Raw genomic sequence first — 14326 nt, forward strand, 5'->3', positions numbered from 1 at the left:
GTCAGGCATGCTGTGCAAACTATGTCTATGACTCTGTTTTAAGGAATACAAAATGCTCCATCCGCGAGCCAGAACGATGCTCTTGCTATCAACCCCAGCGCTAATCATTGGCATAGCGTCCAGCCTGGTGTTGATCGTTGTGATGAAAGTGGCTTCCGTTTTACAGCAGTTTTTGTGGGAACGTCTGCCTGTTAGCATCGGTATAGCCCAGGACTCTCCGGTCTGGATTATCGGTATGCTGACGCTCACGGGGATCATGGTCGGGTTAGTTATCCGTTACAGCCATGGTCACGCAGGTCCGGATCCGGCCTGTGAACCGTTAATTGGTATGCCGGTGCCAACGTCAGCACTACCGGGCCTGCTGGCAGCGCTAATCCTTGGCCTCGCGGGTGGCGTCAGTCTGGGTCCGGAACACCCCATCATGACCGTAAATATCGCTCTGGCAGTGGCACTTGGTAGCCGCATGTTTCCCCGCATTGCGAAACTGGACTGGACCATTCTCGCCTCTGCCGGCACCATCGGCGCGCTATTTGGCACCCCCGTTGCCGCTGCGCTGATATTTTCGCAAACGCTGAATAGCTCAAACGATGTGCCCTTGTGGGATCGCCTGTTTGCGCCGTTAATGGCCGCCGCCGCGGGTTCGCTAACCACCAGCCTGTTTTTTCACCCCCATTTTTCACTGCCCATCGCGCACTACACGCAGATGCACTTGATCGATATCCTCAGCGGCGCGGTTGTTGCCGCAATCGCTATTGCTGCCGGAATGGTAGCCGTCTGGTGTCTGCCACGTTTGCACCATTTAATGCATCGATTAAAACACCCGGTACTGATCCTCGGGGCAGGCGGTTTTATCCTTGGAATTTTGGGTGTTATCGGCGGGCCGCTTACCTTGTTTAAGGGACTGGACGAAATGCAGCAGATGGCGTTTAGCCAAACGCTGGGGACATCGGATTATTTCATGCTCGCCGTAATTAAGCTGGCGGCGTTAGTAGTTGCGGCAGCGAGTGGTTTTCGCGGAGGGCGAATATTCCCGGCGGTATTCGTTGGTGTCGCCTTGGGTCTGATGCTGCACGCCCATGTTGAAGCGGTGCCGGCTGCCATCACGGTTTCTTGCTCTATCCTCGGGCTGGTGCTGGTCGTCACCCGCGACGCCTGGCTGAGCCTGTTTATGGCAGCAGTGGTGGTACCAGATACCACCCTGCTGCCGCTGCTGTGCATCGTCATGCTGCCCGCCTGGCTGCTGCTGGCAGGCAAGCCGTTGATGGTCGCTGAGCGCCCTGATAAATAGCTATCCGCTGTTGCGAGATTCCAGCGCACGGGTCACCGTGCGCAATAATTCAGGAAGATCGGCTTTCGGTAGCACCACCTCAATTAACGATAATCGTTGCGGATGGGACAGCCTGGCCAAAACTTCCTCCAGCTGTACCGCCTGCCTCACCCGCCAGCATTCCGCCTGGCATTCACGACTAAACGCCTGCGGCACCAACGTCCAGCTCCAGGCGGCGATATCGTTATAGCGCTGATTTGCCCCGTGTATGGCCCGCTCCACGGTATAGCCGTCATTGTTGAGGAGTAAAATAACGGGTGATTGCCCGTCTCTGAGCATGGAGCCCAGCTCCTGAATGGTGAGCTGCGCCGCGCCATCGCCAATAATCAGGATCACCCGACGGTCCGGACAGGCCGTTTGCGCGCCGAATGCCGCCGGTAGCGCATAGCCTATCGATCCCCACAGAGGCTGAACGAGCACCTCCGCCCCGCCGGGTAGCGAGAGCGCAGCCGCGCCAAAGGCGGCGGTTCCCTGATCGACGAGGATAATGTCATTAGGCGCCAGATACTGCTGCACCGTATGCCAGAAGTTTTCCTGCGTCAGAGGCCCCTTCTCAACCTGAATGCGCGCAACTGGCGGACGTTCTGGCGGCAGTGAAAACGACATTTCCAGACACAGCTCCCGCAATGTGGTGACCGCCTGCTCCATCGGGATGTTAAACCAGCTGGTTCCAATCCGTGAGGCATGTGGCTGAACATCAATGGTGCGCTCCTGCGGTAGCTGTTGCGTAAACCCGGCGGTCAGGGTGTCGACAAATTGTGTGCCGACACAAAATATCGTGTCGGCATCTTCGATAGCCAGACGAACATAATCGCTACTGGCTCCGGCACTGTAAGTGCCAACAAACGCCGGATGACGTTCATCGAACAGCCCTTTGCCCATCAACAACGTAGCGTGGGCCATCGGCGTTTCCGCCATCCAGCGCTGTAAAACCGGCTGCAAACCAAAACGTAGCGCGAGAAAGTCCGCGAGCAGCGCGACGCGCGGGCTGTCCAACAATCGTTCACGGGCATGGTAGCGAAACGCTTCTGCCACACTGCTCTCCGGCTCGCTCAGAGGAACAATCAGAATGTCATTCGGTGGTGTGGCGGGCTGTTTTGCCACATCAGCAGGTAACATCAGATAGCCCGGTCTGCGTTCGATGAGCATTGCTCGCAACACGCGGTCAATTTCATAACAGGCGTTTTGTTCATCCAGTACCGCGCTCGCCGTCGTCACCGCCTGCTGCATACGGTAAAAATGTTGAAAGTCACCATCACCCAGCGTGTGATGCATCAACTCCCCACGACGCTGTGCACCGCGACAGGGCGCGCCAACAATATGCAAAACAGGAACATATTCCGCATAACTTCCTGCAATACCGTTAATCGCACTTAACTCGCCCACACCAAACGTGGTGAGCAGCGCCCCTACCCCAGAGACCCGTGCATAGCCATCTGCCGCATAAGCCGCATTCAACTCGTTCGCACACCCGACCCAACATACATTGGGATGTTCAATCACGTGGTCAAGAAACTGCAAATTATAATCGCCAGGCACACCAAAGAGATGGCCGACGCCACAGCCTGCCAGCCTGTCCAGCAGATAATCAGCAACGGAATACGGGGTTTGCATGACAGCTATCCTTCTGACGGTAACCTCATGTTGAGTATCGAAGAACTGTGATGACTGTCCAGGAAAGTCGCTGTGAAGGGGTGGAAAGCAGGATTTACAGTTTTGGCGGTAAAAATTCATTGAAGAATAGACGGTGTAACCGTATACACTGAAAGACACACGCATTGTGGAAGGGGGTAACATGGTTTATCACGCAGATGAAAATCGTTATCAGACAATGGAGTACCGCCGCTGCGGTCAGAGCGGCCTTAAACTGCCGATTGTCTCGCTGGGTTTGTGGCACAATTTTGGCGATACCACACAGGTCGAAAACAGTCGGGCATTATTACAGCGCGCATTCGATCTGGGGATCAACCATTTTGATCTGGCAAATAACTATGGTCCACCGCCGGGTTCGGCAGAACGGAATTTTGGTCGGATCCTGCAGGAAGATTTTTTACCGTGGCGAGATGAGCTTATTATCTCCACTAAAGCGGGCTACACCATGTGGGAAGGTCCCTACGGTGACTGGGGTTCACGCAAATATCTGATTGCCAGTCTCGATCAAAGCCTGAAGCGCCTGGGACTGGAGTATGTCGATATTTTCTACCACCATCGCCCCGACCCTGAAACACCGCTAAAAGAAACCATGCGCGCACTGGATCACATCGTCCGTCAGGGCAAAGCCCTGTACGTCGGGTTATCTAACTATCCGGCAGATCTTGCCAGGCAGGCGATTGAAATACTCGACGATTTAGGTACGCCATGCCTTATTCACCAGCCCAAATATTCCATGTTTGAACGTTGGGTCGAAGGCGGTCTGCTGTCGTTGTTACAGGAAAAAGGTGTCGGCAGCATCGCCTTCTCACCGCTTGCTGGCGGACAGTTAACCGACCGCTACCTGAACGGCATTCCTGCTGATTCTCGTGCGGCAAGCGGCAGCCGTTTCCTGAACCCGGATCACATTACGCCAGAGAAACTGGAGAAGGTGCGGGCGCTGAATGCGCTGGCAGAACGACGCGGGCAAAAGCTTTCCCAGATGGCGCTGGCATGGGTGTTACGGGATGACAAAGTTACGTCAGTGCTGATTGGCGCGAGTAAAACGGCGCAGATTGAAGACGCTGTCGGCATGCTGGCAAACCGTCACTTTACGTCTGAAGAGTGCGCGGAGATTGATGCTATCCTGAGTTGATTGAAATAAAGACACATTTATTAACAAAAAGTGCTCTCACTTGCGATTTAAGAGTTAAGGCGATGAAACGGGGCTTTACTGCCCCGTAATATTGTATTAACAGGCCGGCTACGGCTCGATCGTGAAGGAGAGAAAACATGTTCAGGTCACTGATTCTGGCGGCAGTCTTATTGGCTTTTACACCGCTGGCCGCGAACGCCGGCGAAATCACCCTGCTGCCATCAATAAAATTGCAAATTGGCGATCGCGATAACTACGGTAACTACTGGGATGGCGGCCGCTGGCGCGACCGGGATTACTGGCACCATAACTATGAGTGGCGCAAAAATCGCTGGTGGCGTCATGACAATGGCTATCATCGTGGCTGGGATAAACGCAAAGCTTATGAGCGCGGCTACCGTGAAGGCTGGAATGACCGTGACGACCACCGCGGTCGCGGAAAGGGCCGAGGTCATGGCCACCATCATTAATGTAACAAAAGGGCCCGCAGGCCCTTTTGTTTTTACAAACCGAGCGCGGTTCCTACCAACAGCCAGATATTGAGCGTCACCACCAGCACAACAATCACCCAGCCTACCTGTTTTACCCATCGGGTATTCACCAAATCGCCCATCAGCTGACTGTTGCTGGTGAAAATCAACAGCGGCACCAGCGCCAGTGCAATACCAAAACTGAGCAACACCTGGCTCATCACCAGAATACGCGTTGGATCTAATCCCATCAGAATCACAATAAAGGATGGCATCATGGTGACCGTACGGCGAACCCAAAGCGGAATGTGAAAACGAATAAACCCTTGCATCACCACCTGCCCCGCCAGCGTACCGACCACAGTAGAAGAAAGTCCCGCAGCCACCAGGCTTAAACCGAACACTGTCGCCGCAGCGTGACTCAACAGCGGTTCAAGTGTCAGATACGCTTGATCGAGATCGGCAATACCGGTATGCCCGCTAAAATGAAATGCAGCGGCAGCCGTCGCCATCATCGCCAGATTGACAAATCCGGCAATCGTCATGGCGATAGCCACATCCCATTTCGTGGCCGCATAGCGCTGTTGACGTGTTCCGCCGTGCAGATGCTGGGTTAAGGAAGAGTGCAGATAAATGACATGCGGCATGATAGTCGCGCCGAGCACGCCAGCGGCGAGGAACACCGCTTCGGAATTAGGTAGACTCGGGATAACCATCCCCTTGCTAAGTTGCGCGAAGTTCGGCTGGGAAAAGATCAATTCCACAATGTAAGCCGCAGCCACAAACAGCAGCAAGCCGCCAATCACTTTTTCCAGCGGTTTTTGCCCGCGGCGCTGCAACATCAGAATCAAAAAAGTCGCGATACCGGTGAGCACGGCCCCCTGCAATAACGACACGCCGAGGATCAACTTAAAGCCAATCGCGGCACCAATGAATTCAGCAAGGTCTGTCGCCATGGCGATAATTTCGGCCTGCACCCAGTAGAACCACACCACCGGACGAGGATAGTGATCGCGAATTTGTTCCGCCAGATTTTTACCCGTGGCAATGCCAAGCTTTGCCGATAGCACCTGGATCAGCATCGCCATCAGGTTTGCCCAGACCACCACCCACAACAGTTTATAGCCAAAGCTGGCCCCTGCCTGGATGTTGGTGGCGAAGTTGCCCGGATCGATATAGCCGATCGCCGCGATGAACGCAGGTCCCATTAATGCGAGCTTCAACTTGCGCGCTGCCCGTCCACTGCTACTCTCAACGCGATCGTTAGTCATTTTAGTGCCTCAGAAACATAGCCTTTGCTATGTTTCAAGCTACGCCTATTGAGAATGATTATCAAATTCATTTTGATGGGTGAAGTTGATTTCTCTGATAGTGTTTGTCTATGGATCGATAAGGATTCTGGGAAAAACGGTAAAATGTTTAATTATTGTTATAGATTAGCACAATGACATAACTTTTCACTTCGATACAAAGCATAACGGAAGTGTATCACCGATCACTAATTTTGAATCTCGTCACAGGTCCTTATTATAGTGTGTGTTTGATCTCGTTTTCTTTATGGTTGTTACATAGAATGTGCACGAAAACTAAACCTGCCTCATATTTGGAGCAAATATGGACCGCGTCCTTCATTTTGTATTGGCATTGGCCGTTGTTGCGATCCTTGCGCTGCTGGTAAGCAGTGACCGTAAAAAGATTCGCATTCGTTATGTTATTCAACTGCTTGTTATTGAAGTGTTACTGGCGTGGTTCTTCCTGAACTCCAACGTCGGCCTGGGCTTCGTAAAAGGCTTCTCCGAAATGTTCGAAAAACTGCTCGGTTTTGCCAACGAGGGGACGAACTTCGTCTTCGGCAGCATGAATGATCAAGGACTGGCATTTTTCTTCCTGAAAGTGCTGTGCCCTATCGTCTTTATCTCCGCCCTGATCGGTATCCTTCAGCATATCCGTGTGCTGCCGGTTATTATCCGCGCAATTGGTTACCTGCTTTCCAAAGTGAACGGTATGGGCAAGCTGGAATCCTTCAACGCCGTCAGCTCTCTGATCCTGGGTCAGTCCGAGAACTTTATCGCCTATAAAGATATTCTCGGCAAAATGTCTCGCAACCGTATGTACACCATGGCTGCAACGGCGATGTCTACCGTTTCCATGTCTATCGTCGGCGCGTACATGACCATGCTGGAGCCGAAGTACGTTGTTGCGGCGCTGGTACTGAACATGTTCAGCACCTTTATCGTGCTGTCGCTGATCAACCCTTACCGCGTTGATGCCAGCGAAGAAAATATCCAGATGTCTAACCTGCATGAAGGTCAGAGCTTCTTCGAAATGCTGGGTGAATACATCCTGGCAGGTTTCAAAGTGGCAATTATCGTTGCGGCGATGCTGATTGGTTTCATCGCGCTGATTGCTGCCCTGAACGCACTGTTTGCCACCGTGACCGGCTGGTTTGGCTACAGCATCTCCTTCCAGGGCATCCTGGGTTACATCTTCTATCCGGTTGCATGGGTAATGGGTGTTCCGTCCAGCGAAGCGCTGCAGGTGGGCAGTATCATGGCGACAAAACTTGTTTCCAACGAATTCGTTGCGATGATGGACCTGCAGAAAATCGCCTCTACGCTCTCTCCGCGCGCTGAAGGCATCATCTCTGTGTTCCTGGTCTCCTTCGCTAACTTCTCTTCTATCGGTATTATCGCCGGTGCGATTAAAGGCCTGAACGAAGAGCAAGGTAACGTAGTTTCCCGCTTTGGTCTGAAGCTGGTGTACGGCTCTACGCTGGTGAGCGTACTGTCTGCATCTATCGCAGCACTGGTGCTGTAAGCGTAAGACAACGTCGTAGTGATAAGGCCGGGGAATTTCCCCGGCTTTTTTATGCCTGCTATTCAGCAGAGCAGGGAGATATCGGTAAGAATCGACAGGATGCAGAAACAAAAAACCCCCGCTTTTCAGCGAGGGTTTAAATTTTGGTGGAGCTAAGCGGGATCGAACCGCTGACCTCTTGCATGCCATGCAAGCGCTCTCCCAGCTGAGCTATAGCCCCACGATGCTTTTACGTATATACCAAATTCGTTGGGATAAAATTTGGTGGAGCTAAGCGGGATCGAACCGCTGACCTCTTGCATGCCATGCAAGCGCTCTCCCAGCTGAGCTATAGCCCCATTACGTAAAGCTTGTCGAGTTGACGGGCGGCATCATATGAATTCCCTTCGCGTGTGTCAACGGCAAAATTAACTCATAGAATTCAATCGCTGAAAAAGCAGTCAAATGAAGAACATTGCGCAACAACTCGCATTCAGTAGTTAAACGCGTCACGGTTTCTACTAAAATGGTGCTATAAAATGAGCCACTAATTAACCCCACGACTATTCAGGGAATCGTTATGTTCAAGGAACGGATGACGCCAGAAGAACTTGCTAATCTGACCGGATACAGCCGACAGACCATCAATAAATGGGTGCGCAAGGAGGGTTGGGCTACATCACCAAAACCAGGCGTACAGGGCGGTAAAGCGCGTCTGGTTCACGTCACCGAACAAGTTCGTGAATACATTCGCAGTGCTGAGCGTTCAGCCGAAGGTTTATCAGATAATTTATCGTTATCAGGCGATACCTCTATCGAAGCTCTACTGATTAGGCTCGCCAAAGAGATGACTCCGTCAGAACAGAAAATGTTTACGTCACTGATCCTGCGTGAAGGCATTACGGGTTTATTACAACGCTTAGGGATCCGCGACAACAAATAATATGAAAAAATTACGCAGCAAAATGACGACCGAAGAACTGGCGGACTGTCTCGGAGTTGCCAAACAAACCGTCAATCGTTGGATCAGAGAACAAAACTGGACCACCGAAAAGTTTCCCGGCGTTAAAGGGGGTCGTGCAAGGCTGATTCATATCGACTCCAGCGTCCGCACGTTTCTGCTCAATATTCCGGCTTTTCGTAAAGTACCTGAAATTTATCAGGCAGAGGAACCGTTGGCAGAATACAACCACGTGGTGCGTAGCCACGCCTGTCGCCAGATAATTAGCGCACTGGACAACATGTCCCCAACGGAACAAGAAAAGCTGGCAATGTATATTTCTCGCGAAGGTATTCGCACTTTCCTTACCCGTCTGGGTATTGATGAGTCTGAATAACAGGCAAAAAAAACGGCAGGATGCGCTCCTGCCGTTGTTTCATCGCTCAACCGATCTTACTGCTGGCTTTCACGCTCAGCAATAAACGCCAGCGCTTTATTAATACGCTCAATGCTGCGGGATTTACCAATCGCATGCACTGTGACGTCTAACGCCGGAGACTGACCCGCACCGGTTACGGCTACGCGCAGCGGCATCCCAACTTTACCCATACCCACTTCCAGCTCATCAGCGGTCTCCTGAATCGCGTGGTGCACGTTTTCTGCCGTCCACTCGCTGATAGCAGCCAGTTTATCGCGAACCACTTCCAGCGGCTGACGTGCTACCGGACGCAGGTGTTTCTTCGCGGCGTCCGCGTCGAACTCAGCAAAATCTTCGTAGAAGTAACGGCAGCTCTGCGCCATCTCTTTCAGCGTTTTGCAGCGCTCACCCAGCAGTTTAACCAGCTCCGACAGCTGCGGGCCGACGCGAGTATCGATATTTTCCTGCTCAATGTGCCATTGCAGATGCGTTGCCACATATTCCGGTGCCAGCGCATTAATGTAGTGATGGTTAAGCCACTGCAGTTTTTCGGTGTTGAACGCACTGGCAGACTTACTCACCGCACCAAGGGAGAACAATTTGATCATCTCTTCACGGGTGAAGATTTCCTGATCGCCGCTGGACCAGCCCAGACGCACCAGATAGTTCAGCAGCGCTTCCGGAAGGTAACCGTCGTCGCGATACTGCATAACGCTGACCGCACCGTGACGTTTTGAAAGTTTTTTACCATCGTCGCCGTTGATCATCGACACGTGTGCATAAACCGGTACCGGCGCATTCAGCGCTTTCAGGATGTTTATCTGACGCGGAGTGTTGTTGATATGGTCTTCACCACGAATAACGTGAGTGATTTCCATATCCCAGTCGTCGACCACCACACAGAAGTTGTAGGTCGGGGAACCGTCGGTACGGCGGATGATCAGATCGTCCAGCTCCTGGTTGCTGAATTCGATCGGCCCACGGATCTGGTCATCAAAAATAACGGATCCATCCTGCGGGTTGGCAAAACGCACCACGCATGGTTCATCATCAGCATGATGTTCATGACCGTGGCGGCAGCGACCGTCATAACGAGGCTTCTCACCGTTTGCCATCTGCTCTTCACGCAGCGCGTCCAGACGTTCTTTGGAGCAGTAGCATTTGTACGCGGTACCGGCTTCCAGCATCTCATCAATCACGGCGTTGTAGCGATCAAAACGTTTGGTCTGGAAGTACGGACCTTCATCCCATTCCAGATTCAGCCAGTTCATGCCATCCATAATGGCTTCAATAGCTTCCGGAGTGGAGCGTTCGAGATCGGTGTCTTCAATACGCAGCACAAACTCACCGTCATGGTTACGTGCAAAAAGCCAGGAATATAGAGCAGTACGCGCACCACCGACGTGCAGGTAACCTGTCGGGCTTGGCGCGAAGCGAGTTTTGATTTTCATGAAATGGCCTTACGTTTATAAAGATGCCGACAACCGGCAAATCCTGGGAAGATTATCAGGCTCGTATTCTATCACTGTGGTCTGATTCCTCAATGTTGTTCAGGTTGGAACATCACGCTTTGCCATTTTCGTATACAAATCATGCTGCATGGATTGATTTGCGATCGTTTTGTTTAAATTTACGACGAACGAACAAATTCTTTAGAAAATGCGTTGACTCATTTTCAACTCTCCCTATAATGCGACTCCACACAGCGGGGGTGATTAGCTCAGCTGGGAGAGCACCTCCCTTACAAGGAGGGGGTCGGCGGTTCGAACCCGTCATCACCCACCAACTACTTTATGTAGTCTCCGCCGTGTAGAGTAAGAAATTGAGAAGTGGGTGATTAGCTCAGCTGGGAGAGCACCTCCCTTACAAGGAGGGGGTCGGCGGTTCGATCCCGTCATCACCCACCACTTTCTCGCCAGCTGGATTTCTTACGATAAAATTGAAGTACCGAAGTGGGTGATTAGCTCAGCTGGGAGAGCACCTCCCTTACAAGGAGGGGGTCGGCGGTTCGATCCCGTCATCACCCACCACTTCGGGTCGTTAGCTCAGTTGGTAGAGCAGTTGACTTTTAATCAATTGGTCGCAGGTTCGAATCCTGCACGACCCACCAATGTAAAAAAGCGCCCTAAAGGCGCTTTTTTGCTATCTGCGATTTATACAACTGCCTGATGCGCTACGCTTATCAGGCCTACCGACAATACTCCCTTCGTAGGCCGGATAAGACGTTAGTCGCCATCCGGCACAGATTCACATCGTCAATGCCGCTACCAGTTTCTCCAGCGCGGGTGTCGCCTGCTGTTGGTCATACACAATATATAAATCCGCCGGAATACGTTCCTCTAACGGTCGGAATACCACGCCTGGCCAACTCATCTGCGCATAACTGTCAGCAATTAACGTAATACCAATCCCCATGCTGATCATCGCCAGCACCGTTTGCGGCTCCCTCACCTCACGGATAATCATCGGGGAAAATCCAGCGCTCAGGCAAACTCGCTGCAAAAATGCCCAGTCGGTATGAATGGAGGGCATCGTGACAAAATATTCATTTCTCAACGCTTCCAGCGGTACGGATTCACAGGCGGTAAGAGCATGTTCTTCTGGTATGGCCACCAAAAATGAGGACTCATGTAAGCGCAGGCTGGTAAATCCGGGAGAGGGTTCAGTAGCCATGCGCCAAATCCCCGCATCCAGTTCACGTCTTTCCAGCATCGTCATCTGCATTGCGGGCATGTTCTCGCGAAACTGCACCTCAACGTTGGGATTTTCCTTCAGAAAACGTCGCATCACCGGACGCATTTTTCCCCACATTGCGGTACCAATGACGCCTAGCTCAATTCGCCCTGCCTCACCGCGACCAATCTGTTCCACTCGTGCCAGCGCCTGATTAGCACTGGATAACAGTCTGCGCGATTCTTCCATCAAAATTTTTCCGGCGTGGGTTAACGCCACGCTGCGGGAATGACGGATAAATAGCAACGTGCCGAGCTGTTGTTCCAGCTCTTTAATATGTGTACTGAGAGGCGGTTGCGACATATTCAGGCGAGCAGCAGCGCGTCCAAAATGCAGTTCTTCTGCGACGGCAAGAAAATAACGCAGTAACTTCAGATCGATGCGGTGCGTGCGTTCCATGGATAATGCGCTCCTGAGTGAAGAATAATGCGCAAAGTTACCACATTGCATCGCAGAAAATGAAACGGCGGGTATCAGAACCCGCCGCTAAAGGAGCATTAATGTGCCGGTGATTTCTGCGCCAGTCGTTCAGGCTCATGCTTATATTTAAAGAACAATGCAAAGATAACCGCCAGGACCAGCGCGTAAGCGGCAAACACCAGCCAGATAGTTTGCCAATCCTTGACGCCATCGACAGAAAAATAGTCCACCGCCATCCCGCTCAGGATTGAACCCACCCACGCGCCAATGCCATTTACCATCGTCATAAACAGCCCCTGGGCGCTGGCGCGAATGCTTGAGTCAACTTCCTGCTCGACAAATACCGACCCGGAGATGTTGAAGAAATCAAACGCGCAGCCGTAAACGATCATCGACATAAGCAGCAACACAAAGCCAAACGGGGACGGATCGCCAAAGGCAAAGAAGCCAAAGCGCAGCGTCCACGCCAGCATGCTCATCAGCATCACCGTTTTGATGCCAAAACGTTTGAGGAAGAACGGGATAGTGAGGATAAAGCCCACTTCCGCCATCTGCGAAACTGACAGCAAAATGGAGGGATATTTCACCACAAAGCTGTTGGCAAACTCAGGGTTACGGGCAAAATCATGCAGAAACGGATTGCCAAAGACGTTGGTGATTTGCAGCACCGCCCCCAGCATCATGGCAAACAAAAAGAAAATTGCCATGCGCGGATTTTTAAACAAAACAAACGCATCCAGCCCCAGTTTACTGGCCAGCGTGGCGGACTCTTTTTTCTCCGCAACCGGTATTTTTGGTAACGTCAGCGCATACAGAGCCAGCAGCAGCGATGCGCCTGAAGCAATATAAAGCTGTGCGCTGCTCAGTTCCAGCCCCATTAAGCTGACCGTCCACATCGCCACAATAAAACCTATCGTGCCAAATACACGAATTGGCGGGAATGCGGTGGCCGGATCCTGACCCGATTGTGCAAGGCATGAATATGAGACGCTGTTCGATAACGCAATCGTCGGCATATACGCCATCGCGTTAACCAACATTACCCAGAACATAGTCTGTGGATCGGTAACGGTTGTGGCGTACAGCAACACGCCAGCACACACCAGATGGCACAGCATATAAGCGCGCTCGGCACGCAGCCACTTATCGGCAATGATCCCCATAATGCCCGGCATAATAATCGCTGCCAGCCCTTTCGAGCTGTAGACCATACCCACATTCGCGCCGGTAAAATCCAGGGTGTTAATCATGTAAGAACCCAGGGTTACCAGCCAGCTTCCCCAGATGAAATATTGCAAAAACGACATGAGCTTTAAGCGAGATGCGATACCCATTTTTCCGTTCCTTGCCATAAAGTAAGACCCCGCAAGCGGGGTCATGTTTTAATTATTCAGGCCAGTTTGCGCAAGAAGCCACAGATCAGATTGATGAAGTTCTGCCGGGAGAGTTCCGCTGCAGCCAACGTCTGTGCGTGAGATAACTTCACATCCCCCAAACCTTCCGCCAGGTTGGTGATGGCAGCCACCGCAACCACTTTCAGACCGCAGTGACGCGCAGAGATAACTTCAGGCACCACCGACATCCCCACCACGTCGCCACCAATAATTTGCATCATGCGGATTTCTGCCGCCGTTTCAAAGTTCGGTCCCGGATAAGAAACAAACACCCCTTCGCTCAGCGGAAACCCTTCTTCTGCGGCGACGGTTTGCAGGATCGCACGATAGTCAGCATCATAGGCATTCGCCAGCGAAAAGAATCGCTCACCAAAACGCTCATCGTTTAGTCCGACCATTGGTGTACCTGGCATCGTATTAATGTGATCGCTAAGCGCAACGAGACTACCTGGTCCGACTTCGGGGCGCAAAGAACCTGCGGCATTAGTACAAAATAACAGTTCGCAGCCCAGTAGCTTCAGGGTGCGAATGGCATCGGTCATCACCGTCATGCCGCGACCTTCATAAAAATGCCCACGCCCTTTCATACAAGCCACCGGAATACCCGCCAGATTTCCCAGCACCAGCTCACCGGCATGACCATGTACAGTACTGACAGGGAATCCCGGCAATTTTTCGTAAGAGATGGCCACTGCATCCTCGATTTGATCCGCCAGAGCACCGAGGCCAGAGCCAAGAATAAAGGCTACGCGCGGGGTGAAATCGGGTTTGTAACTACGAATGATGTCGGCGCTATACCAGGGATTTTGCGAGAAAAGAGAGTGACTCATGAGATATCCTTAATACTGAGTAGTCGAAAATAATGTCGCGTACCGCACTGTTATAGCGAGACTACGCAATCGATTACCAATACCGTTTATCCCGACAACCGATAGTAAATCGGTATCGATGAGTCGCACTAAACCAGCCTGAAATCACATTTTTTTCGGGCCAGAAATGGCACAGGAATAGAGATACATGAAGATTTGGAACTTGTATTATTA

General features: G+C 51.9%; 12 protein-coding genes and 6 tRNA genes. 10 read left to right on the top strand and 8 right to left on the bottom strand.

What is annotated here, in order from left to right; translation table 11 throughout:
- The first annotated feature begins 52 nt into the window (after window positions 1-52).
- Window positions 53-1288 carry an ion channel protein gene (locus tag E6P06_RS20170; RefSeq protein ID WP_016150726.1) on the top strand — a complete coding sequence of 412 codons (1236 nt, stop codon included), beginning with the start codon at window positions 53-55 and terminating at the stop codon, window positions 1286-1288.
- On the opposite strand, the gene E6P06_RS20175 is transcribed toward E6P06_RS20170, so the two are convergent.
- Complete coding sequence (locus E6P06_RS20175) at window positions 1289-2941, bottom strand: alpha-keto acid decarboxylase family protein (protein ID WP_139935639.1); 1653 nt, start codon at window positions 2939-2941, stop codon at window positions 1289-1291.
- Between the two features lie 181 nt (window positions 2942-3122).
- Here E6P06_RS20175 and mgrA point away from each other — a divergent pair, with 181 nt between their 5' ends.
- On the top strand, window positions 3123-4112 hold the full coding sequence (mgrA, locus tag E6P06_RS20180) for an L-glyceraldehyde 3-phosphate reductase (protein ID WP_003845004.1): 990 nt from the start codon (window positions 3123-3125) through the stop codon (window positions 4110-4112).
- A 137-nt stretch (window positions 4113-4249) separates the two neighbouring features.
- Entirely contained in the window at window positions 4250-4582 is a 333-nt protein-coding gene (gene ypeC / locus E6P06_RS20185) for a DUF2502 domain-containing protein YpeC (protein ID WP_003839243.1), read from the top strand.
- 32 nt (window positions 4583-4614) lie between these two features.
- On the opposite strand, the gene E6P06_RS20190 is transcribed toward ypeC, so the two are convergent.
- A complete protein-coding gene (locus E6P06_RS20190; RefSeq protein ID WP_003028272.1) occupies window positions 4615-5853 on the bottom strand; it encodes an Nramp family divalent metal transporter in 1239 nt (412 codons plus the stop codon).
- A 343-nt stretch (window positions 5854-6196) separates the two neighbouring features.
- Here E6P06_RS20190 and nupC point away from each other — a divergent pair, with 343 nt between their 5' ends.
- Window positions 6197-7399 (top strand): nucleoside permease NupC, encoded by a 1203-nt coding sequence (nupC, locus tag E6P06_RS20195; RefSeq protein WP_003028275.1) that lies wholly within the window; start codon window positions 6197-6199, stop codon window positions 7397-7399.
- Window positions 7400-7543: 144 nt separating this feature from the next.
- On the opposite strand, the gene E6P06_RS20200 is transcribed toward nupC, so the two are convergent.
- Window positions 7544-7619: transfer RNA gene (locus tag E6P06_RS20200), tRNA-Ala, on the bottom strand.
- Window positions 7620-7661: 42 nt separating this feature from the next.
- A tRNA-Ala gene (locus E6P06_RS20205) sits at window positions 7662-7737 on the bottom strand.
- Between the two features lie 221 nt (window positions 7738-7958).
- Between E6P06_RS20205 and E6P06_RS20210 the strand changes: the two genes are divergently transcribed.
- Both E6P06_RS20210 and E6P06_RS20215 read left to right on the top strand, forming a co-directional pair.
- A complete protein-coding gene (locus E6P06_RS20210; RefSeq protein ID WP_003028277.1) occupies window positions 7959-8321 on the top strand; it encodes a YfeC-like transcriptional regulator in 363 nt (120 codons plus the stop codon).
- Window position 8322: 1 nt separating this feature from the next.
- Window positions 8323-8715 (top strand): YfeC-like transcriptional regulator, encoded by a 393-nt coding sequence (locus E6P06_RS20215; protein ID WP_003028279.1) that lies wholly within the window; start codon window positions 8323-8325, stop codon window positions 8713-8715.
- 56 nt (window positions 8716-8771) lie between these two features.
- On the opposite strand, the gene gltX is transcribed toward E6P06_RS20215, so the two are convergent.
- Complete coding sequence (gltX, locus tag E6P06_RS20220) at window positions 8772-10187, bottom strand: glutamate--tRNA ligase (protein ID WP_057102365.1); 1416 nt, start codon at window positions 10185-10187, stop codon at window positions 8772-8774.
- 258 nt (window positions 10188-10445) lie between these two features.
- Between gltX and E6P06_RS20225 the strand changes: the two genes are divergently transcribed.
- The 4 genes from E6P06_RS20225 to E6P06_RS20240 all read left to right on the top strand — a co-directional run bounded on the left by E6P06_RS20225 (window position 10446) and on the right by E6P06_RS20240 (window position 10846).
- Window positions 10446-10521: transfer RNA gene (locus E6P06_RS20225), tRNA-Val, on the top strand.
- A gap of 46 nt (window positions 10522-10567) precedes the next feature.
- Window positions 10568-10643: transfer RNA gene (locus E6P06_RS20230), tRNA-Val, on the top strand.
- 47 nt (window positions 10644-10690) lie between these two features.
- Window positions 10691-10766 (top strand) — tRNA-Val (locus tag E6P06_RS20235).
- Between the two features lie 4 nt (window positions 10767-10770).
- Window positions 10771-10846 (top strand) — tRNA-Lys (locus tag E6P06_RS20240).
- A gap of 137 nt (window positions 10847-10983) precedes the next feature.
- On the opposite strand, the gene E6P06_RS20245 is transcribed toward E6P06_RS20240, so the two are convergent.
- The 3 genes from E6P06_RS20245 to xapA all read right to left on the bottom strand — a co-directional run bounded on the left by E6P06_RS20245 (window position 10984) and on the right by xapA (window position 14113).
- Complete coding sequence (locus E6P06_RS20245; RefSeq protein WP_003838579.1) at window positions 10984-11868, bottom strand: LysR family transcriptional regulator; 885 nt, start codon at window positions 11866-11868, stop codon at window positions 10984-10986.
- Between the two features lie 98 nt (window positions 11869-11966).
- Window positions 11967-13223 carry a nucleoside permease gene (locus E6P06_RS20250; RefSeq protein WP_061068295.1) on the bottom strand — a complete coding sequence of 419 codons (1257 nt, stop codon included), beginning with the start codon at window positions 13221-13223 and terminating at the stop codon, window positions 11967-11969.
- A gap of 56 nt (window positions 13224-13279) precedes the next feature.
- Window positions 13280-14113, bottom strand: coding sequence for a xanthosine phosphorylase (xapA, locus tag E6P06_RS20255; RefSeq protein ID WP_003838576.1), 834 nt, complete (start codon window positions 14111-14113; stop codon window positions 13280-13282).
- Window positions 14114-14326: the final 213 nt, after the last annotated feature.

The organism is Citrobacter sp. CF971, from assembly GCF_006385635.1.
Classification (GTDB): Bacteria; Pseudomonadota; Gammaproteobacteria; order Enterobacterales; family Enterobacteriaceae; genus Citrobacter; species Citrobacter freundii.